This is a genomic window from Streptomyces akebiae (assembly GCF_019599145.1).
Classification (GTDB): Bacteria; Actinomycetota; Actinomycetes; order Streptomycetales; family Streptomycetaceae; genus Streptomyces; species Streptomyces akebiae.
On record NZ_CP080647.1, the window covers coordinates 1,265,150 to 1,287,431 of the forward strand.

Consider the following 22,282-nt stretch of genomic DNA (forward strand, 5'->3'; position numbering starts at 1 on the left):
CTGCCATGACGAAGATCGACACCAGCCGCCCTGAGACGGTGCTCCCGACCCCCTCGCACACGGTCGGTCCCTTCTACGGCCACGCCCTGCCCTTCCCCGGCGGCGGCGACATCGCTCCCCTCGGCCACCCCGACACCATCTCCCTCCAGGGCCACATCCGCGACGGCGAGGGCAACCCGCTGCCGGACGCCTTCCTGGAGCTGTGGGGCCCCGACCCGGACGGCAACGTCTCCCGGGTCGACGGTTCCATGCGCCGCGACCCCGCGAGCGGCGGCTTCCTGGGCCGCAACGGCGTGGAGTTCACCGGCTGGGGCCGCGTCCAGACCGACGCCAGCGGTCACTGGACCGCGCGTACGCTGCGGCCCGGCGCACGCGGGCGGAACGCGCCGTACCTCAGCGTGTGCGTCTTCGCGCGGGGCCTGCTGGTCCACCTGTTCACCCGGATCTACCTGCCGGGCGACGACGCCGCGCTGGCCGCCGACCCGCTGCTCTCCCGCGTGGACGAGGCGCGCCGGGGCACGTTGATCGCCGAGGACCAGGGCAACGGCACCTACCGTTTCGACATCCGCCTTCAGGGCGAAGGCGAAACGGTCTTCCTGGAGTTCCAGTGACTTCTGCTGACGCCGACACCGGTCTGCTCGCCCCCGGGTGGACCGGTTCCCCGGCCGCGGCCGCGACCAGCGACGCCGCCTATCTGCGGGCGCTGCTCGACGCCGAGGCCGCGCTGACCCGCGCCCAGGCTGCCCTGGGGCTGGTCCCCGCCGCGGCCGGACCCGCGGTGACCTCGGCGGCCGACGCCGCCACGCTGGACGTACGCTCCCTCGCGGAACGCGCGCGGGGCGGCGGCAACCCGGTGATCCCGCTGGTCGCGGACCTCACCGAGGCGGTCGGCCCGGAGTACGGTCCGTACGTCCACCGGGGCGCCACCAGCCAGGACATCCTGGACACGGCGACGATGCTGGTCGCCGCGCGCACCCTCGACCTGGTCCTGGCCGACCTAGGCCGTACGGAGTCCGCGCTGGCCGTGCTCGCCGCCGCGCACCGGAACACCGCGATGCCCGGCCGCACCCTCACCCAGCACGCCGTGCCGACGACCTTCGGCCTGAAAGCGGCCGGCTGGCGCTCACTGCTGCTGGACGCCCGGGACCGACTCGCCGTCGTACGGGCGACGCTGCCCGCCCAACTCGGGGGCGCGGCAGGCACAGCGGCGGCGTTCACCGTCTTCGGGGCGACCGACACCCATGCCCTGAGTGCCGCCTACGCCCGTGAACTCGGCCTCCACACACCCGAGTTGCCCTGGCACACCCTGCGTACCCCGATCGCGGACCTGGCCGGAGCGCTGGCGTTCGCCGCCGGGGCCCTGGGGAAGATCGCGGCGGACGTGCTCACCCTGGCCCGTACCGAGATCGCGGAGGTCGCCGAGGGCAGCGGGGGCGGCTCGTCGGCGATGCCGCACAAGGCGAACCCGGTACGGTCGACGCTGATCGCGGCGGCGGCCCGGCGGGCGCCCCACCTGGCGGCGACGCTGTACGGGTCGCTGGCCGCCGAGGACGAACGGCCGGCCGGGGCGTGGCACGCCGAGTGGGAGCCGCTGCGCGAACTGCTCCGCCTGGTCGGGGGCGCCGCCCGGGACGCGGTCGAACTCACGCGAGGGCTCCGGGTCGACACCGACGCGATGCGCCGGCACCTGGACCTCACCCACGGGTTGATCGTCTCGGAGCGGCTGGCCGCCGAGCTGGCCCCGGTGCTGGGCAGAGCCCGCGCCAGGGAGCTGCTCACCCGTACCGCCGAGCGCGTCTACGCCGAAGGGCGCTCGCTGGGCGAACTGCTGGTCGAGGAAACGGAGTTGAAGGACCTGGACCTCGCCGACCTCACGGACCCCACCCGCTACACCGGCTCCGCCGGAGCCCTCACCGACCGTGCCCTGGAGCGACGTTGACCGACAAACTGCTCAACCACCGTGCGGAGGGCCCCTCTTCCGCTCCCCCGCTGCTGCTCGGCCCCTCCCTCGGTACGTCCACCCGGCTGTGGGACAAGGTGGCGCCCGAGCTGTCGATCACACACCGGGTGGTCCGCTGGGACCTGCCGGGCCACGCCGACTCCCCGGCCGGGCTCATCGCGGCGGGGGCGACGGTGGGTGACCTGGCCGCCCTGGTGCTGGACCTGGCGGACGCGCTGGGCGTCGAACGGTTCGCGTACGCGGGGGTGTCCCTGGGCGGCGCGGTCGGTCTGTGGCTGGCCGCGCACCACCCGGAGCGGATCTCCTCGCTGGCCGTGCTCTGTTCCTCGGCCCACTTCAACGGCGCCAAGCCGTGGCGGGAACGGGCGGAGCTGGTGCGCCGGGAGGGGCGGGAGGGACTGGCCGGGCTCGCGGAGACCGCCGACTCGCGGTGGTTCACACCCGGTTTCACCGTGCCGGAGCTGGTGGAGGACCACCGCCGGGCCGACCCGGGTGCGTATGCCGCCTGCTGCGACGCGCTCGCCGCGTTCGACGTTCGCGAGGAGCTGTCCGGGATCACCGCGCCCACGCTTCTCGTCGCCGGCCGCCAGGACCCGGCGACGCCGCCCGCGCATCTGCGGGAGATCGCGGACGCGGTGCCCGGTGCGACGCTGATCGAGATCGCGGGGGCGTCCCACCTCGCCCCCGCGGAGCGGCCGGAGGCCGTACTGGCCGCGCTGCGCGGGCACTTCGACGGATACGCGAAGCGCGGGATGGAGGTGCGCCGCCAGGTCCTCGGCAACACACACGTGGACCGTGCCCAGTCCCGGCAGACGCCCTTCACCGCGCGCTTCCAGGACTTCATCTCCCGCTACGCCTGGGGCGAGATCTGGACCGATCCGACGCTGTCCCGCCGCGAACGCAGCATGATCACGCTGACCGCGCTGGTCGCCCACGGCCACTACGACGAACTGGCCATGCACGTCCGCGCCGCCCGCCTCAACGGCCTCACCCCGGAGGACATCGGCGCCGTCCTCCTCCAGACGGCCGTCTACTGCGGCGTCCCGGCGGCGAACTCGGCGTTCGCGGCCGCGCAGCGGGTGTTGGCGGAGGAGGAAGAGGAGCAGGAAGAGGAGACAGCAGGACAGGGCTGACAGAGACCCTCGGCAGGAAGCCGTCAAGGCGGCGCCCGCGGCCAGGCGCGACACCGATCCCGGTCGCCCGGCGTACGTCCGGCACGCGCCCTATCCGATCCGGGCGAGTTCCTCCCGCGCCTGCCTGACCAGGCCGTCGGCGCCGCAGGACTCGGCGAGCGTCAGACCCCGGCCGAGTTCGGAGACCGAGCGGTTGGCGATGCCGTATTCGACGCGGGCGGCGGCGTGCTCGTAGGCGGAGGGCGAGGCCGCCAGGTAGGTGACCGCCTGGGCGTAGAGGGAGGCCGCCTTGCGGCCGGTGGCGAGGGACGCCTCGACGCGCAGGGCCTCACCTATGGCGGTGTCCGTACCGAAGCGTTCGGCACGGCGGCGGACGGTCGCGGCGAGTTCGGCGGCGCGGCGCGGGTCCTCGGTGGCGAGGGCCCGTGCGAGGGCGCCGCCCCAGGTGGCGGTGACGGTGTTGTGGTGGCCCCGGGCCGCCGTCGCCTTCTCGGCGGCCTCCAGTTCGTTGATGCCGTCCTTGGTGCGCCCCACGGCGAGAAGCAGCCGCCCCCGTACGGACCTGGGTTCGGGCAGCACGATGGTGGACGGGTACGGCGGCGCGAAGTTGTACTGCTCGGCGACCGCCCAGGCCTCCTCGACGTGGCCGCGGACGAGCAGGGTGTCGACGAGGTTGCAGGTCGTGCTCCAGTACAGGGGCAGGCCGCGACCGACGCCTTCGGCGAGCACGAGCGACCTGCGCAGGGAGGCCTCCGCGTCCCTGAGCCGGCCCCGCAAGCGATGTCCGAGCCCGACGTAGGCATGGGCCAGTGCGAGATGGCCTCCGCTCCAACCGGCTGACTCGTAGGTGCGCAGGGCCTCCGTGTACAGGCTCTCGGCCCGGTCGAGGCGGTCCGCGTAGGCGTACGCGGTGGCCAGCATCAGGAGCAGTTCGATGCCCCACTCGGTGTCGGTCCAGCCGAGCCCGGGTGCGAGGCGGCCGTTGACGAGGGCACGGTCGCAGAACTCGACCACCTCCTCGGCGTTCTCGCCCCGGGTCATCGCGTCGAAGCCCCGGAGGATGAGCAGCGCGCGTTCGGAGTTGTCCCTGCCGGTGCAGGTGGCCGCGAGGGCGGCGAGTTCCTGGGAGTGGGTCGGTGGGAGTTCCTCGCCGGCGTGGACGCCCTCCCACATGTAGCGCGCGGCCTGGAGACGCAACCGGGCGGGCCCGGGGTCCAGTCGGCCGATCTCCGCGTCGAGTGTGCGGACCGCCTCGTGCAACTGGTTGTTGTGGAGCAGCACCTGGGAGAGGCGGAAGACCGCGTCGACGCGCTCGTCGCTGTCGAGGCCCGGCTCGGCGAGTGCCGAGCGGAGGTATTCGATCGTGGTGGCGGGTGAGGTGAGCAGGGTGGCGCAGCCCAGTTCGTAGAGCACGCGGACCCGGATGTCCGGCTGCGGCGGCTCCTTCAGGGCTCGCTCCAGACAGCGGCGGGCGGCCTCGGGGGCGCCCACGGCCAGGTGTTCCGCCGCGGCGGCACGCAACTGCTCCACCAACTCGGCCTCGCCGTCCGGGTGCACCTCGATGAGGTGGCGGGAGGCCGCGGCCGCGCCGCGCCCGGATTCGGTGACGGCCGTCGCGGCGACTCCGTGGAACGCGGTACGGATGCCGGGCGGAATCGAGTCGTAGACGGCGGTGGCGATGAGGGGGTGGACGAACTCCAGCTCTCCTGCGTCCGCCTGACGGTTGGCCGGATCGGGCTCGGTGAGGATACGGGCCGAGGTCAGCAACTCGGCGCACTGCACCGCCGAGGCTCGGGGCAGGCTGGCGAGGCGTGCCACGATGTCGACGGTGATCCCGGTGTGGAGGATGGCCGCCGCCCACGCGAAACGCGTGGCCTCGACTCCCAGTTCTTCGAGGCGGGCGACGAGGCCGGTGCCTCGGGCGGAGCGGTTCAGGGCACGCAGTTCGCCGGCCGATTCCTCCACCGGTTCCAGTCCGCAGTCCTTCACCTTGGCGAGGAGTTCGACGGTGTTGTAGGCGTTGCCACCGGTGACCGCCCATACCTCGCGGCAGAAGGGGTCGTCGGCATGCCGGCCGACCGTGGCGCGGGTGAGCCCGGCGGTGGCCTTCGGGGTGAGCGCGTTGAGCGTGCTGACGGGGCGTGCCTTGGCGGCGATCCGGCTGAGATGGCGGGCGCGTTCGCCGGTGGCCTCGCCGGGGCGGCGTGCCACCACGACCAGTACGCACATCTCGGTCAGACGGTCGGCCAGGGCGGACAGCCAGTGCAGGGTCTCCTGGTCGGCCCAGTGGATGTCGTCGATCAGCAGAACGAGCGGCCAGGCGCGGCGCACGAGGCGGTTCACGGCGGCGACCAGGCCCTCGCACACCCCCTGCGGGTCCGCTTGGCCCTCGCCCGGTTCGGCGAGCCCGAGGGCGGGTCCGGCGATGTCGTACCAGTCGCCCAGGTACTCGCGGGTCTCCTCCTCCATCAGCCCCATGAGTCCGGGTTGCAGCAACTGCCGTACGACGTTGAAGGGGACGGAGGTGACGGTCTCGCCGCCCCGTGCGTACCAGACCCCGCAGCCCCGCTCCTCGGCGATTCGGCGGGCCTCGATGAGCAGAGCGGTCTTGCCGACACCCGCCTCGCCGGTGAAGACGAGCACGCTGCCGGGGGACGCCTTGTCGACGCACAGTTCGTCGATCGCCTCCGTGATGGCGGTGATCTCCGCGTCGCGCTCCCACAGGGAAGCCGAGGCTGCCGTGTCGGGCCGTGCCTCCGTCATTCCGCTACCTCCCCAGGCCGCCCGAACGATGCACCGGTCATTGAGCGTAGCCCCCTGGATGCCGAAGTGGAGGCTGGTCCGGGCACCTGTTGCCGTGTCGGGTGACACCGGGCGGCCGACGGGCGACGCACCCCGGTGCCCACCTGGCGCGTTGGAAGTGATGGACAGTCAACTTCCCGTGTCCGAGGGACGGTTTGCCGGCTCTCGGTGGCGGTGGGCCCCTACCCCTCGAAGGAGACGGCATGACCGCACCCGACTTCGGCCGGAGCTACCGTTCCGTTCGGTCCGGACGGTCTCGACGCGCCCTGTTCGCGGGGGCCGTGGGGAATGTCATCGAGTAGTGGTACGAGTTCGGGGTGCTGGACGCCGAACTGGCGGACGTACCGCTGCGGCTGTCGGACGAGTCGGGGCTCCCTGCGGACGCGAAGGAGGCGTACGCCTTCGCCGTGCCGGGCTTCCTGACCGTCCACGGCCTGCCGGGCACCGCCCCGCGGAGCACGGGCGCCCGCCACCCCAGCGTGCTGGGATCGGTGACGCCGGGCCGCCGGGGTCTCCCCCGTCCGGGGCGGAACATCGGATCCGGGTTCCCATTGCCTTGGGGGCACTCGGATCCGTCCCGCGCCGCTCGACCCCCGGTGCGGCTCGTCATCGAGTGAGCCGCAGCGGGGGCTTGGGCCTCCGAACGGTCGGCGGGAATGCCGCGGCGACGGGCAGAACAGCGTTGGGGCGCCGCGAATATCCGCCCCTCTCATCCGGTTTTCACTCCGGCCTCATACGGTTGCCCCATGACGCAGGTGACTCCTCCCGGCTGGTACCCCGATCCCGGGCAGACAAGTGACGCGACCGCCACCGAGCGCTGGTGGGACGGCAAGGCGTGGACGGACCAGGTCCGACCCGTCGGCTCGGCCGCGGGGTTCGGTCCGCCGGCCTACCCGCCGGGCGCCGGGCCCTATCCGCCGGGGCCCGGGGGCCACCCCGGGTACCCCGGCCATCCCGGATACCCGCTCCCGGCTCCCACCCCCAAGCGCGGTCTGCGCACCGGGATAGCCGTCGCCGTGGCCGCCGCGGTACTGGCCAGCATCGGGGTCGGTGTGTACGCGCTGACCGGCAACGACGGTGGCAGCGAGGGCAGTACGACGTCCCAGGGGCCCGGCGGGCAGAACGGCGGGCGCGGCGGGGACGGCGGACCGGGCGGCAACTCCGGCGGCCAGGGCGGCTCCGGGGGCACCGGGGGCACCGGGGGCTCCGGGGGCTCCGGGGGGCAGACGCCGGCGCCGGACGGGTCGGGGCAGCCGCCGCAGGAGGAGGGGTTCGCCACCGACACGACCAGCGGCATCAGCATCCCCGTACCCGAGGGCTGGGTCACCTCACCGCTGCAGGTCGGGGCACAGGTGACGACCGAGGCGTCGTACGAGTGCCCGGCCGACCCCTCGAAGACGTGCACGCGCGGCGGTGCCTACTCGACCCCCGCCGAGCTGCTGAAGCTGAAGGCCACGACGGCCGAGGCCGCCGCGAAGGAGGACATCGCCCAGAACGCCGAGGACGCCTACGGCAGCGAGGGCTACGGGAAGATCACCTCGCACGAGGAGCTGGCCTCCGGGTCGGTGACCGTGGCCGGCGAGAAGGGCTACCACGTCCGCTGGAAGGTGGTCACGGGCAAGGGCGACGACGGCTATGTCGAGTCGCTCGTCTTCCCCTCCCCGGCCGACTCCTCGCGGCTCGTCGTGGTCCGCTTCGGCATCGACGTGAGCGACGAAGCGCCCAAGCAGTCGGTCATCGACGAGATCACCAAGGGCATCAAGAAGGCGTCGATCAGCGGGGGTGGCAGCGGTCAGGACGTGTGAGGCCGACCGGACCCGTCGGCGTGATCGATCGGCACGCCCGGTCGGGTGCGGAAAGTCGGCCGGGTGGGATTCCTCTCCGCTCCAGAGGAACCCCACCCGGCCGGGGTTACGCGCCGCCCCCGTCCCCACGGTGCGGCGCGATCAGGTCGTCGTCCGGTTCGACTCACGGACGGCGGCCTGAGCCTTACACGAGGCCGAGCGTCGGCAGCACGGCCGCCTCCATGAACTTGATGATGTACGTCTCGTCCGCGTCCTGGCCCTCCAGGACGGGCCGGGCCCGCAGGACGCCGAAGATCTGCGCCGGGACGAACTCCAGCGCCGGGTGGTCCGCGGGGACCTCGCCCCGCGCCACCCCGCGGGCGATCATCGCCCGGAGCGCGTCGATCTCCGGCTCCACCAGCGCGTCGCGCAGAGCCGCCCGCAGCTCCTCGTCCTGCACGACGGCATTGCCGAGCGCCTGGAAGAGCCGCCCCTCCAGAACGTAGCCCTCTCCGGCGTGCCGGGCCACCTCGCGCAGGTCACCGGCGAGGGTGCCGGTGTCGATCCCCGCGAAGCGGACGCTGCGGCGCGCGCGCAGCGCGGCCGCCACGAACTGCGGTTTCGTCCGCCACTGCCGGTAGAGCGTCGATTTGCTGCACCGTGTGCTCGCGGCGACGCCCTCCATGGTCACCGAGTCATAACCGCACTCACGGATCTGTTCGAGCACAGCGTCGAAGAACTCCTGCTCGCGCTCGGGCGTGAGTTTGGAGCGGCGCGAGGCGACGGCCGTCTCCGGCCCGTCCGCGGCCTGCGACGTCATGGCTCGTGTCTCCTTCGGTCGTCCTCATGCCGAAAGGCCTGTCGAAACGCCACTGTACCGGAACGGCTTCGTATCGGTACAGTGCCGTATCGATACCCTGCCGTTTCGGTACTGTGGCGTATCGGTACACTCTCGTATCGGTACCAGCACGTATCGGTACTACGGCGTATCGATCGTCGGCCTTGCCCGCACTGCTGCCTGCCTCACCGCACTGCCCGCATCGCCGCACCGGCCGAACCGGCCGTACCGCCAAGGGAACCAGCGCCACCAGCGCCGTAAGTGAAAGGGCCGGGGATGGAATGCCGCACCGCGCCTGCGGAAGAGCCGGCCGCCGCGATACCGCGACCGCCCCTCGTCCGTGAGCTCCTGCTCGTCGCAGGGCTCTTCCTCGTCTACAAGTTCGGCCGGCTGCTGGCCAACGGCCACACCGCCGAGGCCTTCGGCAACGCGCACGACGTATGGAGCTGGGAGCGCGCCCTCGGCCTGCCGGGCGAGGGCTCCGTGCAGTCCGCGCTGCTGCACGGCGACGCGCTGGTCCACATCGCGAACGTCTACTACGCGACCGTCCACTTCCCCGCCACGGCGGCCTTCCTGGTCTGGCTGTACCTGCGGCGCCCCGGGCACTACGTCTGGGCACGGCGGGTCCTCGCCGCGCTCACCGCCGCCGCCCTGCTGCTGCACCTCGCGTTCCCGCTGGCCCCGCCGCGGATGCTGGACGGCGCGCACCTCCTCGACACCGGACAGGTGTACGGGCCGACGGTGTACTCGGCGACGCCGGCGACCGACTCGCTGGCGAACCAGTTCGCGGCGATGCCCTCGCTGCACTTCGGCTGGGCCCTGATGGTCGCGGTCGGCCTCATCGCCGCGACCCGCTCCCGCCGGCGCCTGCTGTGGCTGCTGCACCCGCTGGTCACCCTGGTGGTGATCGTCGGCACCGCGAACCACTACTGGCTGGACGCGATCGCGGCCGGTGTCCTCCTGGCCGCCGCCCTCGCCGTCATCCAGCCTCCGCACCGCACGGCCACCACCGCCGGGCAGCGCTCCAGGACCCTCGTTCCGGCCGAGGAGCCGGTCCTGGCGGGAGCGGGACGATGAACGCCACCTTCGTCGCCGTCGCCCTGTCACTCGTCTCCGCCGTCGCCTACGCGGCTGCCGCCGTGGCCCAGGAACGGCTCGCCTCGCGCAGCGCCGGCGCGGGAGTACGGCGGATGCTCGCCAGCGGTGCCTGGTGGAGTTCGGTCGCGCTCAACGCGGGCGCCGCGCTGCTGCACGTAGTCGCCCTCAAGTACGGCCCCCTCACGGTGGTGCAGCCGCTGGGCGCGCTCACGCTCGTGGCCGCGGTGCCGCTGGGCGCGCGGGTTGCCGGACGCCGGGTCACCCGGGCGGAGTGGCGGGGCACCGCGCTCACGCTGGCCGGTCTCGCCGCGATCCTGGTCGTCGCGTCCGGGTCCGCCCCGGACGACGTGCTGAGTCTTCCGGAGGCCGTCGCCGTGGCCGGCGCGACCGTCGCCCTGGTCGGCCTGCTCTCGCGGCCCGGCGCCAAGCCCGGACTGCGCCACGCCGGCGCTTCCGGCATGGCCTCGGGTGTCGCCTCCGCGCTCACCCAGACCGTCACGGTCGCCGCGACGGACACCTCGGGGTCCCTCCTCGACATGGAGGTCGTGGTGGTGGCCCTGCTGGTCGCCGCGTTCGCCGTGGGCGGGCTGATGCTCTCCCAGACCGCGTACCAAGGGGGTCTGGGCGCTCCTCTCGCGGTCGTGACCCTGTCGAACCCGCTGGCCGCCGCCTTGATCGGCCTCTCCCTCCTCGGGGAGGGCCTGCGGGGCGGGGCGGCGGGGGCGCTGCTCGCGGCGGCGGGGGCCGTGGTGGCGGCGCGGGGTGTGGTGCTGCTGACCCGGGTGACGCCGGAGGCCGGTGTCCGGCCGATGGACCCGGCCCGGCTCCCGGGTCCCGCCCCGGCGGAGGACGACCACCCCGTGGCGGCCGTCCTCGCCCTCGAACCTCGCCGGGCCCCTACGGAGCCGTCGTTGCTGCCTCGCCGACCGGGCTCCCCGGCGCCCGGACACCTCACCCCGCTCTGAGGAGGCGGGGCTGGGAGGCGCTTTCCGGCGCTTGCAGGGTTGCCGCCTGCGCCCCTCCCCATCGCCCCAGCGGCACGACTGCCCGCGGCTACGACAGGCGGATGCGCCCCAGGGGCGCGGGGAACCGCGCGATCAGCCACGCACGACCGGTGGCCGCCCGACCACAGATCCCCCGAGCTCTTGGGCGCCCTACCGCCGCCCCAGCGCCGGATCGCTCACCCCGGCCCGCCCGTTCTCCACGTGTCCGGCGAACCTCCGGAGGAACCCCCCCTCGCCGGTGACCGTCAGGTCGTACCAGCGGCGGCTGGACCGCAGGTCAACGACCTGCCGGACGGTCGCCCCGGCCCGCACCCGGACCGTACGGGACCGGCCGCCGTACGCGCTGACAACCTTCAGGCTGACCGCCGCGGAGCCCCTGTTGGTGAAGGTCAGCTCCACGTCGTCACCGACGTACCGCGCGGTGACCTCCGGTCCACGCGTCTTCCCCGGCCCCTCGAAGACCCGCAGGAAGCCGTTCGGCCCGTGCACCGTCAGGTCGTACGAGCCACCGGAGGCCGCGGAGTCCCAGGTGTCCGACACGGCCCGGCCCGCCTCCGTGGTGTACGTCCACGGCCCGTCCGTACGGTTGCCCGAGGTGACGAGGAACGCCGCACCCGCCCTGCCGCCGGAGGCGAACGTGAGGGTGAGGGTTCCGGCCTTCGGGTCGGCCGAACCGTCCACCCGGGGCGCGTACTTGAGCGGCCGGGCGGGGCGCAGCCCCCGTTCCTGCCTCGGCATGCTCGGGTCCGCCGGCACGGTCGGCCGGTAGTCGGGGTGCCGTTCCCGGTCCTGCGGCTCGTACGCGTCGGTGCCCGGCAGCGCGGCGGGCCGGCTGTCCTTGCGGGAGAAGTCGAACGCCGAGGTCAGGTCACCGCAGACGGCCCGCCGCCACGGCGAGATGTTGGGCTCGCGCACCCCGAACCGCCGCTCCATGAACCGCAGGATCGAGGTGTGGTCGAGGGTCTCCGAGCAGACGTAACCGCCCTTGCTCCAGGGGGAGACGACCAGCATCGGCACGCGCGGCCCGAGCCCGTACGGACCGGCGACATGGGTCGGGCTGCCCGCGAAGAGGTCCGGGCCGACCTCCACCGTGGACTTGCCGTCGGACGCGTCGCGCGGCGGCAGCGGGGGCACGAGGTGGTCGAAGAAGCCGTCGTTCTCGTCGTACGTGATGAACAGCGCGGTCTTCGCCCAGACGGCCGGGTTGGAGGTGAGCGCGTCGAGAACCTGGGAGATGTACCAGGCGCCGTAGTTCGAGGGCCAGTTGGAGTGCTCGGAGAACGCCTCGGGCGCGGCGATCCAGGAGATCTGCGGGAGCTTCCCCGCCTTGACGTCGGCCCGCAGCCGGTCGAAGTAGCCGTCGCCGGCCTTGGCGTTCGTCCCGGTGCGGGCCTTGTCGTACCAGGGGTCGCCGGGCTTGGCGTTCCGGTACCTGTTGAAGTAGAGCAGCGAGTTGTCGCCGTAGTTGCCCCGGTAGGCGTCGGCTATCCAGCCCCAGGAGCCGGCCGCGTCCAGGCCGTCGCCGATGTCCTGGTAGATCTTCCAGGAGATCCCGGCCGCTTCGAGGCGCTCGGGGTAGGTGGTCCAGTCGTAGCCGACCTCGTCGTTGCCGAGGACGGGGCCGCCGCCCTTGCCGTCGTTGCCCGTGTACCCCGTCCACATGTAGTAGCGGTTGGGGTCCGTCGAGCCGATGAACGAGCAGTGGTAGGCGTCGCACACGGTGAACGTGTCGGCGAGGGCGTAGTGGAACGGGATGTCCTCACGCGTCAGGTACGCCATCGTCGTGGTGCCCTTGGCCGGCACCCACCTGTCGTACTTGCCGCCGTGGTACGCGGCGTGCCCGTCCGGCCAGCCGTGCGGCAGCCCCTCCAGGAACTGCATGCCGAGATCGTCGGCCTCGGGGTGGAACGGCAGCACGTCCTTCGTGCCGTCCGACTGGTGCCACACGCTCTTCCCGTTGTCCAGCGTCACCGGATGCGGGTCGCCGAAGCCCCGTACGCCTCTCAGTGAGCCGAAGTAGTGGTCGAAGGACCGGTTCTCCTGCATGAGGACGACGATGTGCTCGACATCCTCGATCGTGCCGGAACGGTGGTGCGCGGGCAGCGCCGCGGCCCGCTCGATACTGGCCGACAGTGCGCTGAACGCCGTTGTGGCGCCCGCGACCTGGAGGAATCGCCGCCGGTTGACTTCAGGCATGGGTGGATGACCTCTTGTCCTGACGTGGTGCGTCGGATGTGACCTGCGCGCAAGGAATGGTCCAAGAGGAACGAACGCCGGGGAAGGGTCCGTGGCGCGGGTGTGACGCGCCGGGGACCGCCGCGCGAACAGCGGCCGGGCGGGCGCGCCACGGCCGGGCACAGCGGTCCTTCCGTCCGACGGACGCGGTATTGCCCGGTGCCGTGCGGCGGATGAGGCCGTGACCTGCCAGGACGGGTCACGCGCCCCGGACGGTGAGGGCGGAGAGCGGAGAGCGGAGAGGGCGGGGAGCGCGGGGAGCGCGGGGCTCCTCCGCTCTACTCCGCCTGTCCCACGGTCGGCGAACCCGTAGCCGACTTGAGGTCGCCGGAGAACGCGACCGCGATCGTGTGACCCCGTCGGTGCGTTCGGCGTCCGCCGGAACTCCCGGTCATCGGCCGCGACCAGCACGGGCGCCGGCGCCGGACCCCCTCGCACGCACCCGGTGGGTCAGTCCGGACGCCGTCCCGCGGAACGCTCGGGTGTCGACCGCGTTCCCCGCGGGCCGGCGAGGTCCGGTTCCGGGCCCGGCAGGAGCCGGGAGGGGGCCACGGTGAACCCGACCGTGGCCCCGCCGCCCGATCGTGCCTTCGCGAAGACGGTCCCGTCGTGCGTCTCCGCCACGTCGCGGACGATGGCCAGACCGAGCCCGGAGCCGGGCAGGCCGTGGGCGGTGCCGGTCCGGTGGAAACGGTCGAACACCCGCTCCGCGTCCGCCGCGTCGATACCAGGTCCTCGGTCGGAGACGGTGATCGTGCCTCGGCGGATGTGCACCTCGACGGGTTCGTCGCCGTCGCCGTCGAACTTGGCGGCGTTCTCCAACAGGTTGCTCACGGCGCGTTCCAGTGCCTGGCGACGGCCGCGGACCACGCAGTGGTCGGCGTCGAGCAGAACGATCCGGCCGGTACGCCGCTGCAGCCGCTGTGCGGCCCGGCCGGCCACCTCGGCCAGTTCCACGGGCTCCTCGGCCTCGTCTCGGCTCCGGGAGAGGGCCAGCCCGACCAGCTCGTCGACCAGGTCGCCGAGTGCGCGCGTCTCGTCCTCGACGTCGTCGAGAACCCGGTCCCGGTCGTCCGGGGAGAGTTCGGTGACATGGCGCAGCACGCTCGCGTTGGTGGTCAGGCTGGTCAGCGGGTTGCGGACTTCGTGGGCGGCGTCCTGCACCATCCTCTCCCGCGCGGCACGGGAGGCGGCGAGCCTGCGGAGCATCGTGTTGAAGGCCGCCGAGAGCCGGGCGACTTCGTCACGGCCGTCCACCGGGACCTCGCGCTCGACGTGGTCGTCGGCGCTGATCTCCTCGGCGGCCCCGGCCAGCCGCACCAGCGGCCGGGTGATGCGCCGCGCGAGCAGCCAGCCCGCGCCCGCCGCGGCCAGCATGACCGCGAGGACGGCTCCCGCGATCTCCTTGGCGATGCCGAACAGCACGTCACGTGTCGGCTCCAGGGGGATGGCCGCCTGGAGGGCCCCCCGGCCGTCGCCCAGGGCGATGGTGAGCTGGCAGTAGGTGTCGCCGCCCACCTCGATCATGGTGGCCTCCTCCTGCCCGGCGGCTCCGGAGGCGGCGAGGGCACGTCCGGTGTCGGACACCGGCAGCGGCACGTCCGGGCCGCCCAGGTGAGTGGTCGTGCCGTCGGGGGCCACGGCGTGCACGATCGCCGGCTGCTCCGGTTCGTCGCCCGTGCCGGGGCGGCTCGCCGGGTCCCGGGTGACCGCGTCGGGGACGTGTGCCGTGTGCCGGTCCTCGGCCACGGCCAGCGCGACCAGTCGGACGGTCCGGTTGGCCCCGTCGACGACGCGGTCGGAGGCGGCACGGAAGCTCAGTGCACCGACGAGTACCGCCACCAGGGCTCCTACGGCGGTGAACGCGAGGGTGAAACGCAGACGCAGGCTCATGGCCGCCGCACTCCGTAGCCCACGGCGCGCACCGTGTGGATCAGGTCGGGCGCGCCGGCGTCGGCGAGCTTGCGCCGCAGATAGCCGACGTAGCACGCCAGGTTGTTCGTGTGCGGCCCACAGTCGTAACCCCATATTCGACTGGAGATCGTCGAGTGGGCCAGCACGATCCCGTCGTTGCGCACCATCAGCTCCAGCAGATCGAACTCGGTCTTCGACAAGTGCAGTTCCTCGTCGGCCCACCAGGCTCGGCGAGCGTCCGGGTCGATGCGCAGGGAGGCGAACCGCAGCACGCCGCCGACAGGTTCCTGACCCCGGGACCCCGGCGAGAGCGCGGCCCGGCGCCGCAGCGCGCGCAGGCGAGCGAGCAGTTCGGGGACCTTGAAGGGTTTGGGCAGGTAGTCGTCGGCGCCCGCGTCGAGGCCGGCGACCCGATCCGCCGTGTCGCCAAGGGCGGTGAGCATCAGCACCGGGGTCCGGTCACCGTCGGCGCGCAGCACTCGGCACACCGCCACGCCGTCGACGTACGGCATCAGCACGTCGACCACGAGGACGTCGAACGACTCGTTACGGGCCCGGGTCACCGCCTCCACCCCGTCGGCGACGGCGACGACCTCATACCCCTGCAGTTTCAGCACGCGTGCGAGGGACTCGCGGACCGCACGATCGTCGTCAGCGATGAGGACACGGTTCGGCACCTGCACATGATGGCCCAGAACCGTCCGTCGTCCAGCGGCGGGTGCCCCTGGAAACCAGTTCCGCTCGAAGCCCTCCGGACGCTTTCGGCTCCTGCCCGGGTGACCCGGACTTTGCCCATTTCCCAGACAGCTCCCAAGGGAGTCCCATGTGGCTCGACCACGATGGGGGTCCCCTTCATGCACCGTTCCAGGAGCGCCATGTCCACCGTCACGCATTCCCCCGACGCCTCTCGTCCCGCCGACTCCGCCGCCCTCGGAAGGCCGCCGCACAGAGGCCGACGGGAACGGGCACTCGTGCACCGGGCCATCGCTCTCGCCGCGTGTCTCGGTCTCGGCGTCACCGGCTGCGGCTCCGACGACTCCTCGTCCTCCTCCTCGTCGGAGACGTCGTCGAGCCAGAGCTCGTCCGCGACGGCGGGAACGGGAGCCGGGAAGGCGAACACGGCCGAGGTCGTGACCGCCGCCGAGGCGTTCCTCAAGACGCTCTCCGACGACCAGAAGGACACCGCCCTCTACGACTTCGACGACGAGGCCAAGGCCAAGGGCTGGTCGAACTTCCCGACCTCGTTCGTGGAGCGCAACGGCATCGAGTTCGCCGACCTCGACGACGACCAGAAGGCCGCGGCGCTGAAGGTCATGGAGGCCGCCCTCAGCGATCAGGGCTACGAGGAACTGGAGGAGATCCGCATCGCGGACGCGTACCTCGGCGAGGTCGGGTCGTCCGGCAGCGGGGGCGGGCCCGGCGGTGGTGACGACTACAGCGCGGACAAGTACTTCCTGGCCCTCTTCGGCGAGCCCAGCGAGACCGAGCAGTTCATGGTCCAGTTCGGCGGCCACCACGCGGCGTACAACATCACGTACTTCGAGGACGACGTGAGCCTGTCCCCGACGCTGACCGCCATCGAACCGTCGGAGTTCGAGACGGGCGGCACGTCGTACGCCCCGCTCCAGGACAAGCGGGACACCACCATCGCGGCCATCGGATCGCTCGGCGACAGCGAACTGGAGAAGGCCGAGATCGACGGCAGCTTCGACGACCTGCTGCTCGGCCCCGGCAACGACGGCCCCTTCCCCGACCCCGAGGGCGTCGTGGTCGGCGATCTCACCGACAAGCAGCAGGCCAAGGTCACCGCGATGATCCGTACCTGGGTGGACGACCTGGACGAGGAGGCCGCGGAGGCGCTCGTCGCCAGGTACGTCTCCGAGTACGACGAGACGTACCTGGGCTGGAGCGGCGCGACGAGCATCGACGACAAGGAGACGTACGTGCGGGTCGACGGCCCGTCGGTCTGGATCGAGTTCTCCAACCAGGGCGGCATCGTGGTCGAGGGAGTGCACCAGCACACGATCTTCCGTGACCAGACCGCCGACTACGGCTGGAACTGACCGGAGCGAGAGATCATCACCGTGCCCCGTCTCCTGCCCGCACGTACACCGGCGGCGCGTCTGCTGCCGGTGTTCCTGCTCGCGGCGCTCGTGCTGGTCGGCGGCCTCGCGTCGCCGGCCGGCGCCCACCCCATGAGCACCTCCGCCGTCCTCCTCGACGTCCGCGACGACCGGGTCGAGGGGGAGGTGCAGCTGCCCGTCGACCGCCTGGCCGTCGCCGTGGACCGGCCCCTCACGCGGGAAAGCGTCCTCGGCGCCGACCGGACGTTCCTCAAGCGCTATACCGCCGCGCACATCGCCGCCCTCGGCGACGAGTCGGGCGACCGGCCCTGGGCCGTCACGCTCGGCAGCGGGTCGGTCCGCACGATCGACGGGGTGGCGCACCTCGTCTACCCGCTCGAACTCCGGCCCCCCGACGGCCGGGTCACCACCTTCCGTCTGCGCTACGACGTCATCGTCGAGGAACTGCTGACCCACAAGGTCGTCGTCACCGTCCGGTACGACTTCGACCGCGGCATCCTGAAGACCGACGACGCCGTGACCCTCGGGGTCGTCGACTTCGACACCGAGAGCCTCGAAGTCCCCGCGGGTGAGGGCTCGTGGCTACGAGGCTTCGCCACCACCGCCGCCCTGGGCATCGAGCACGTGGGCGAGGGCGCCGACCACCTGCTGTTCCTGCTCATGCTGCTCATCCCGGCGCCCCTGGTGGCCGCGGGCGGTCGATGGCGCGCGGCCCCGTCAGCGCGCTGCGGCATCATCCGTGTCGTCCACGTCGTCACGGCCTTCGCCCTCGGCCACTCGCTCACCCTGGCACTGGCGGCCGCCGGGGTGATCGACCTGCCGGCCCGCCCGGTCGAGACCCTGATCGCCCTCTCGATCGCGGTGTCCGCGGTCCATGCCCTGCGTCCCCTGGTGGCCCGCGGCGAGGTGTTCATCGCAACCGGTTTCGGGCTCGTCCACGGCCTGGCGTTCGCCTCCCTGATCGGCGACCTCGGCCTCGACCGCGGCTCGCTCGTGATCACGCTGCTGGGCTTCAACCTGGGCATCGAGCTGACCCAACTGCTCGTCGTCGCCCTGATGATGCCCTCCCTGATCGTCCTGGCCCGCACCGCCCTCTACCCCGCGTTCCGCGTCGGGGTAGCCCTGATCGGCCTGTTGTTCTCGGTCTCCTGGATGCTGGAGCGTGCCGCCCTGACCTCGTCCGATCCCTTCGAGGGCATCCAGACGTGGCTGGTCGAGCACCCGCTGCTGATCGCCGTGACGGTCGCGGTGCTGGCCGTCGTCGCACACCGTCACTTCCAGCGCCCGGCCGTGGGTCAGGGCGACCGTCAGCGTCCGCGGCGTGCCGCCGTACGTTGGTGAGGGCCTCCTGGACGACCCGGTAGGCGGCGGCCGGCACCTCATGGGGCAGGCCGCCGGGTACCGAGGGATCGCGGCGCAACGCGGCTTTCGGGCCGACGGGCCCGCAAGAGCCCTCGACCAGTTCGGGGAGCGCGGCCAGATCGCCCGCCGGGTTGCGGTCGGTGTCCCCGGTCTCCGGCGCCTCGCGCATCAGGCCGACGGTGCTGGAACTGGGCCCGACCGGCTGGGCGCCCACGGTCGAACTCACGGTCCATGTCCGCTGTCGCCCCGCGCCGGGCCCGCTGCGCGTCTCGAAAACCACGCGCAATCTCGCCGCCGGCTTCCTGGACGAGGACGCCGAGGTCTGGGACAGCGCGGACCGACTGGTGGCCCAGTCGCGGCAGCTGGCACGGATGCCACTGCAGTGACGCGGCCGCAGCCGACGGCAGCACGCAACGTACTCGAAAGCCGCCGCGCACCGGCCTCGCGCCGTTGTCGCCACCGAGCTGCTGTCGCCTGGTCAACCGAGTGCGCAAGGCGGCGCGGATCCCCGAATCGGCGCGGTTCGCCACCCGTCCCCGCCTGGCCCGCAAGACGATCGCCGCTGAGCCGGACGCCGGGGTCGAGGCACCGCGGGTGACGGGCGACGAAGCCACCGGGCGGGGCAGGCCCGGAGCGTCGTGTCGCACTCGGCACGCGGGGCCGACCGCGTGATGACAGTCGCCTCCTCCCTGCCCTCGCCTGACGGTGACACAGCGCAGACCACCAGGCGAAGGGCCCGCGTCGCCGGGCATCACTCGCCGGCGACCGAACGGGGGCGTCACGAAGGCCTTCTACGACGAGCTCCGGCGACAACGACATGACGGGCCGCGCACGCCGATTCCGGCGGCGGGGCCCGTCGTCGACCTCAGGCCAGGTCGGCGAGGTTTCTTCCTCGGCTGAAGGCATGCCACAGAACATGGTCCTCAACGGCGATCTTGAGTTCCGGGCACGCCTTCCTCCACCCTGATCGGCCACAGATCGACACTCAGGCCCGTGCGGTGCCGCACGCGCTGGGCTCCGGTGTGACCGACGCGGCAGCCGCACGAGAACTGGGCATGTCACTGCGCACCTACCGCCGCCGGGTCGCCGAACTCCTCGTCGTCGCCCTGGGCGCGGACTCACGCTTTCAGGCCGACATGCGCGCAGGCGAGTCGGGCCCGAGGCGCGGGTGAGCGGCCTTCAGCCGAGTCACTGCCACAGGACATGTGCTTCCCGCCTCCGGCGGACGGTGGCGGCCTGCTCCGAGGGGCAGGCCGCCACCAGCAGCTGCGCGGCCGCAATCCGGCGTTCGTCGTCCGTGCCGGACACGCCCGGGCTTCAGGTGTATCACCAGGCCATCTCACCGTGACGGTCACGGAGGCTTCCCGTCGGGCCGTCGGCCCCGATGGTGGCGAGTTCGACGATCGCGTCGGTCCCCTCGGTCACGGTCTGCGGGCCGCTGTGCCCGTTGAAGTCGGTCGCCGTGTAGCCCGGGTCGACCGCGTTCACCTTCATGTCCGGCCAGGACTTCGCGTACTGCGTGGTCAGCATGGTCACGGCAGCCTTCGATGCCGTGTAGAGCGGCGCGATGGCCCGGCCCTCGACGCGCCCGGGGTCATGGGTGGCCGCGAACGACCCCATGCCGCTCGACACATTGACGATGACGGGGTTCGCCGACTTGTGGAGCAGAGGCAGGAACGCGTGCGTCACCCGGACGATCCCCACGACATTGATCTCGAACACCTCACTGGCGTCAGCGGCCTTGATCTGGTCGGCGGGACTGTGTGTGCCGAACACACCCGCGTTGTTGATCAAGACGTCGATGCCGCCCTCGTGAGCGGCGACGTCGGCGGCGGCCGCGGCGACCGACGCGTCGTCGGTCACGTCGATCTGGACGAAGCGGCCACCGAGTGCCTCGGCCGCCGCCCGACCGCGCTCCGGATCACGAGCACCGACGAGCACGGTGTGGCCGGCCTCGATCAAGCGGCGGGCGGTCTCGTACCCGAGGGACTTGTTGGCACCTGTGATGAACGTGGTAGTCATGCGTCCACTCTCGACCCGTCACAAGAGGACAACCAGTGCCCTCGGCGACGGTAGGACCGCCGGTACCAGGCACAGCGACTCCCCCGCGGACACGACGGCCGAGTGGACGAGACCCTGGGCACCGCACCGCACCGCTGGCGCGACCGCCTTTCTCCCGCCGACGTAGGACTCACCTCACGGCCCGGACGACGCGCGGTGGGGCTGCGCCGCGAGGAACTGGCCGAACTCGCCGGGTGTCGGTCGACTATGTGGTCCGCCTGGAGAAGCCGTCGCGGTGGTCGTACGGCGTCGCGTTGATCGCCTCGGCCGCGATCGAGGCGGAGAAGGTGATGCTGCCGGCATCGGGCAGGGCGAAGTCCTCGTCGGACAGCACGAGGACCTTGCAGTTGTCGGCCATCTGGACGGGGCTCTGGGTGAACTTGTCGATGGTGATCCGCACCCCGCCATCGCGGAAGGCGATTCCGGCTCCGGGCTCATCGGCGACGAACGTGGTGCCGTCCGGGAGCGGGAAGCTCAGGTGGAACCAGCGGGTCATCTCCAGGGTCGGCCCTTCGAAGCCGTCGTGGACGGCCTTGTCTCCGAGGTTGCTGTTCGTCATGGTCGCGTCTTCCTCTCACGCCGCAGGTCCGGCTCGGGACGGAGGTCGAGGCTGCCGGTCTTCTCCGGCCGCCCGACCTCACGGTTCACCCCCGGTTCTCGGCGGGAGGCGAACCCGTGCCCTCTGCGACAGGGGGACGGCCGATACCAGGCTGCCGTCGCTTCCCGACTCCGCTTCTGTCGCCGCCGTCTCTTGCGCGGAGGATCACTGGCGGGCCACCCGCAGCACGGGTGGCCCGCCACAAACAGCCGCCGACACGATGGCGGGTGCCACTCGTCCCGCCCTGCTCGAGAACCGGCAAGAAGTTGGCGCGTTCACCAACAAGAATCCCGCTCCCGGGACAATGAGCAAGGCACGTGACAACGCCCTGACCAGCTCTTTCGTAGATACGCTTCCGCCTGGCAGAAGCCGCCTTGCGCGGCAGCCACAGCCGTCAGGAACCTGTTCCCAACCACGGCACGCGGGGCGAGGACGCCCCGCCGACAGGGACGGGAACCCCATGCCTCACATGACCGCCTTCGCCAGGAACCAGTGGTACAGCTAGCGCACCTTTCTGACCTGCGCTTGTGTGGGGGCGATGAGGCTGTGACCTGCTAGGACGGGTTGCAGAGGCGATCGGAGGCAGTCAGAGGGAAACACTCTGATTCGACCCCGGTTCGACCCGGGCCGCTCAGAGGCAGTCAGAGGCAGCGACCTCCGAAATTGGCTCTGAGGGAACCAAGTCGGCCGGTGTAGATCACGAGTGGCAACTCTGGCGGGACCTCAGATTCGCCTCCGGTCGAGCCGCGGTAGGGACGCCTGCCTCCAACGAGGCCAGGCATACGAAAGCCCCCAGGACGGCCATCCTGGAGGCTTCGCTGGCACCGATTGGAGGTCGGTTCCGGGCACCACCCGTGGTTTTAGCGGGCCTAGGTGGCGTCCATGTCTTTGCGAGACGACCCCAGAATGCCATACGACGCACCCCCTCCGCACTACTCGCAGAAGGCTTCACGTCCAGCAAACTCCCAACCAGAGGCAGTCACAGGCACCCAAACCTCCCTGCAGGGACTCGCTAGCCTCCCCCGGGGTGCCGCTGATCTGGTTCTTCTCGGAGACCTCACCGGCCGGTACGCAGCGGGTAGCTATAGCAAGCTCGATCACGGCGGACGGGTCGTCCATCGCGAAGATCGGCAGGGGATGGCCGAGCACGGCCATCGAATCACCGCGGCCATCGCCTGTCACGTCGCCCGCGTCGGGGGCACCGTCGACCAGTTGACGCACCTGCTCATGCACCCGGATCACGAGGGCGGCAGGCATACGCGGAACATCGCGATGCGGTCTGGGCAGGCTCGCGCCCTCGCGTACGTCCGTCGAGTCTGGGACAGCGCCTGCGCAACGGTCCACGGCACGGCAGAGGTCGTGTCACGCCAGCACGCCCACGAGGACCTCGCAGCTCTTCGCGACCGTAT

Annotated in this window: 16 protein-coding genes and 4 pseudogenes; 12 read left to right on the forward strand and 8 right to left on the reverse strand. The window is 72.0% G+C overall.

Translation table 11 applies throughout. From position 1 onward, the window contains the following. Nucleotides 1–5: 5 nt before the first annotated feature. From pcaG to pcaDC, 3 genes are read left to right on the forward strand one after another with little or no spacing between them, the layout of a single operon-like run. A complete protein-coding gene (gene pcaG / locus K1J60_RS05615) occupies nt 6–611 on the forward strand; it encodes a protocatechuate 3,4-dioxygenase subunit alpha (protein WP_220645188.1) in 606 nt (201 codons plus the stop codon). Further along, on the forward strand, nt 608–1,939 hold the full coding sequence (gene pcaB / locus K1J60_RS05620; protein ID WP_220645189.1) for a 3-carboxy-cis,cis-muconate cycloisomerase: 1,332 nt from the start codon (nt 608–610) through the stop codon (nt 1,937–1,939). Before pcaG ends, pcaB begins: the two co-directional genes overlap by 4 nt. Next, nucleotides 1,936–3,093, forward strand: a complete 1,158-nt coding sequence (gene pcaDC / locus K1J60_RS05625) for a bifunctional 3-oxoadipate enol-lactonase/4-carboxymuconolactone decarboxylase PcaDC (RefSeq protein ID WP_220645190.1) — start codon at nt 1,936–1,938, stop codon at nt 3,091–3,093. The genes pcaB and pcaDC overlap by 4 nt, the downstream gene beginning before the upstream one ends. 90 nt (nt 3,094–3,183) lie before the next feature. Here pcaDC and K1J60_RS05630 read toward each other — a convergent pair whose 3' ends face one another. Beyond that, nucleotides 3,184–5,856 (reverse strand): ATP-binding protein, encoded by a 2,673-nt coding sequence (locus K1J60_RS05630; protein ID WP_220645191.1) that lies wholly within the window; start codon nt 5,854–5,856, stop codon nt 3,184–3,186. 356 nt (nt 5,857–6,212) lie between these two features. Here K1J60_RS05630 and K1J60_RS05635 point away from each other — a divergent pair. Next, a pseudogene (locus tag K1J60_RS05635) lies at nt 6,213–6,512 on the forward strand (anhydro-N-acetylmuramic acid kinase); the annotation flags it as partial. Nucleotides 6,513–6,641: 129 nt separating this feature from the next. After that, nucleotides 6,642–7,700 (forward strand): DUF2510 domain-containing protein, encoded by a 1,059-nt coding sequence (locus tag K1J60_RS05640; RefSeq protein ID WP_220645192.1) that lies wholly within the window; start codon nt 6,642–6,644, stop codon nt 7,698–7,700. A gap of 184 nt (nt 7,701–7,884) precedes the next feature. On the opposite strand, the gene K1J60_RS05645 is transcribed toward K1J60_RS05640, so the two are convergent. Continuing rightward, nucleotides 7,885–8,499 carry a TetR/AcrR family transcriptional regulator gene (locus K1J60_RS05645; RefSeq protein WP_220645193.1) on the reverse strand — a complete coding sequence of 205 codons (615 nt, stop codon included), beginning with the start codon at nt 8,497–8,499 and terminating at the stop codon, nt 7,885–7,887. A 294-nt stretch (nt 8,500–8,793) separates the two neighbouring features. Between K1J60_RS05645 and K1J60_RS05650 the strand changes: the two genes are divergently transcribed. Together K1J60_RS05650 and K1J60_RS05655 are read left to right on the forward strand one after the other, a co-directional pair. Beyond that, nucleotides 8,794–9,594, forward strand: a complete 801-nt coding sequence (locus K1J60_RS05650; protein WP_220645194.1) for a phosphatase PAP2 family protein — start codon at nt 8,794–8,796, stop codon at nt 9,592–9,594. Beyond that, nucleotides 9,591–10,580: a DMT family protein gene (locus K1J60_RS05655; protein ID WP_220645195.1), complete on the forward strand. Its 990-nt coding sequence runs from the start codon at nt 9,591–9,593 to the stop codon at nt 10,578–10,580. Before K1J60_RS05650 ends, K1J60_RS05655 begins: the two co-directional genes overlap by 4 nt. Nucleotides 10,581–10,769: 189 nt before the next feature. Here the strand turns inward: K1J60_RS05655 and K1J60_RS05660 are convergent, their stop codons facing one another. The 3 genes from K1J60_RS05660 to K1J60_RS05670 form a co-directional block, all read right to left on the reverse strand. Beyond that, complete coding sequence (locus tag K1J60_RS05660; protein ID WP_220645196.1) at nt 10,770–12,815, reverse strand: phosphocholine-specific phospholipase C; 2,046 nt, start codon at nt 12,813–12,815, stop codon at nt 10,770–10,772. A 489-nt stretch (nt 12,816–13,304) separates the two neighbouring features. Further along, entirely contained in the window at nt 13,305–14,747 is a 1,443-nt protein-coding gene (locus K1J60_RS05665; protein WP_220645197.1) for a HAMP domain-containing sensor histidine kinase, read from the reverse strand. After that, nucleotides 14,744–15,445 (reverse strand): response regulator transcription factor, encoded by a 702-nt coding sequence (locus tag K1J60_RS05670; protein ID WP_220645198.1) that lies wholly within the window; start codon nt 15,443–15,445, stop codon nt 14,744–14,746. Before K1J60_RS05670 ends, K1J60_RS05665 begins: the two co-directional genes overlap by 4 nt. A gap of 198 nt (nt 15,446–15,643) precedes the next feature. Here K1J60_RS05670 and K1J60_RS05675 point away from each other — a divergent pair, with 198 nt between their 5' ends. From K1J60_RS05675 to K1J60_RS05690, 4 genes and pseudogenes are all read left to right on the forward strand, one after another. Then, a complete protein-coding gene (locus K1J60_RS05675; RefSeq protein ID WP_220645199.1) occupies nt 15,644–16,831 on the forward strand; it encodes a DUF3500 domain-containing protein in 1,188 nt (395 codons plus the stop codon). 21 nt (nt 16,832–16,852) lie between these two features. Continuing rightward, entirely contained in the window at nt 16,853–18,193 is a 1,341-nt protein-coding gene (locus tag K1J60_RS05680; protein ID WP_259407567.1) for a HupE/UreJ family protein, read from the forward strand. A gap of 194 nt (nt 18,194–18,387) precedes the next feature. Next, nucleotides 18,388–18,600 (forward strand): annotated as a pseudogene (locus tag K1J60_RS05685) (thioesterase family protein); the annotation flags it as partial. 567 nt (nt 18,601–19,167) lie between these two features. After that, a pseudogene (locus K1J60_RS05690) lies at nt 19,168–19,386 on the forward strand (DNA-binding response regulator); the annotation flags it as partial. A 154-nt stretch (nt 19,387–19,540) separates the two neighbouring features. Here K1J60_RS05690 and K1J60_RS05695 read toward each other — a convergent pair. Continuing rightward, the gene (locus K1J60_RS05695; protein ID WP_220645200.1) at nt 19,541–20,236 is read right to left on the reverse strand and encodes an SDR family NAD(P)-dependent oxidoreductase; all 696 of its coding nucleotides are present in this window, start codon (nt 20,234–20,236) and stop codon (nt 19,541–19,543) included. 102 nt (nt 20,237–20,338) lie between these two features. On the opposite strand from K1J60_RS05695, the pseudogene K1J60_RS45645 reads away from it, so the two are divergent. Then, a pseudogene (locus K1J60_RS45645) lies at nt 20,339–20,541 on the forward strand (transcriptional regulator); the annotation flags it as partial. Here the strand turns inward: K1J60_RS45645 and K1J60_RS05700 are convergent. Together K1J60_RS05700 and K1J60_RS05705 are read right to left on the reverse strand one after the other, a co-directional pair. Next, nucleotides 20,481–20,834: a hypothetical protein gene (locus K1J60_RS05700; protein WP_220645201.1), complete on the reverse strand. Its 354-nt coding sequence runs from the start codon at nt 20,832–20,834 to the stop codon at nt 20,481–20,483. The pseudogene K1J60_RS45645 and the gene K1J60_RS05700 sit on opposite strands and share 61 nt — an antisense overlap. Nucleotides 20,835–21,821: 987 nt before the next feature. Next, entirely contained in the window at nt 21,822–22,130 is a 309-nt protein-coding gene (locus tag K1J60_RS05705; protein WP_220645202.1) for a hypothetical protein, read from the reverse strand. Nucleotides 22,131–22,282 lie beyond the last annotated feature (152 nt).

Coding starts and splice junctions, on each gene's coding strand:
- pcaG (WP_220645188.1), top strand. CDS start 6: ATGACGAAGATCGACACCAGCCGCCCTGAGACGGTGCTCCCGACCCCC.
- K1J60_RS05630 (WP_220645191.1), bottom strand. CDS start 5,856: ATGACGGAGGCACGGCCCGACACGGCAGCCTCGGCTTCCCTGTGGGAG.
- K1J60_RS05640 (WP_220645192.1), top strand. CDS start 6,642: ATGACGCAGGTGACTCCTCCCGGCTGGTACCCCGATCCCGGGCAGACA.
- K1J60_RS05645 (WP_220645193.1), bottom strand. CDS start 8,499: ATGACGTCGCAGGCCGCGGACGGGCCGGAGACGGCCGTCGCCTCGCGC.
- K1J60_RS05650 (WP_220645194.1), top strand. CDS start 8,794: ATGGAATGCCGCACCGCGCCTGCGGAAGAGCCGGCCGCCGCGATACCG.
- K1J60_RS05655 (WP_220645195.1), top strand. CDS start 9,591: ATGAACGCCACCTTCGTCGCCGTCGCCCTGTCACTCGTCTCCGCCGTC.
- K1J60_RS05660 (WP_220645196.1), bottom strand. CDS start 12,815: ATGCCTGAAGTCAACCGGCGGCGATTCCTCCAGGTCGCGGGCGCCACA.
- K1J60_RS05665 (WP_220645197.1), bottom strand. CDS start 14,747: ATGAGCCTGCGTCTGCGTTTCACCCTCGCGTTCACCGCCGTAGGAGCC.
- K1J60_RS05675 (WP_220645199.1), top strand. CDS start 15,644: ATGTCCACCGTCACGCATTCCCCCGACGCCTCTCGTCCCGCCGACTCC.
- K1J60_RS05695 (WP_220645200.1), bottom strand. CDS start 20,236: ATGACTACCACGTTCATCACAGGTGCCAACAAGTCCCTCGGGTACGAG.
- K1J60_RS05700 (WP_220645201.1), bottom strand. CDS start 20,834: ATGACGAACAGCAACCTCGGAGACAAGGCCGTCCACGACGGCTTCGAA.
- K1J60_RS05705 (WP_220645202.1), bottom strand. CDS start 22,130: ATGCCTGCCGCCCTCGTGATCCGGGTGCATGAGCAGGTGCGTCAACTG.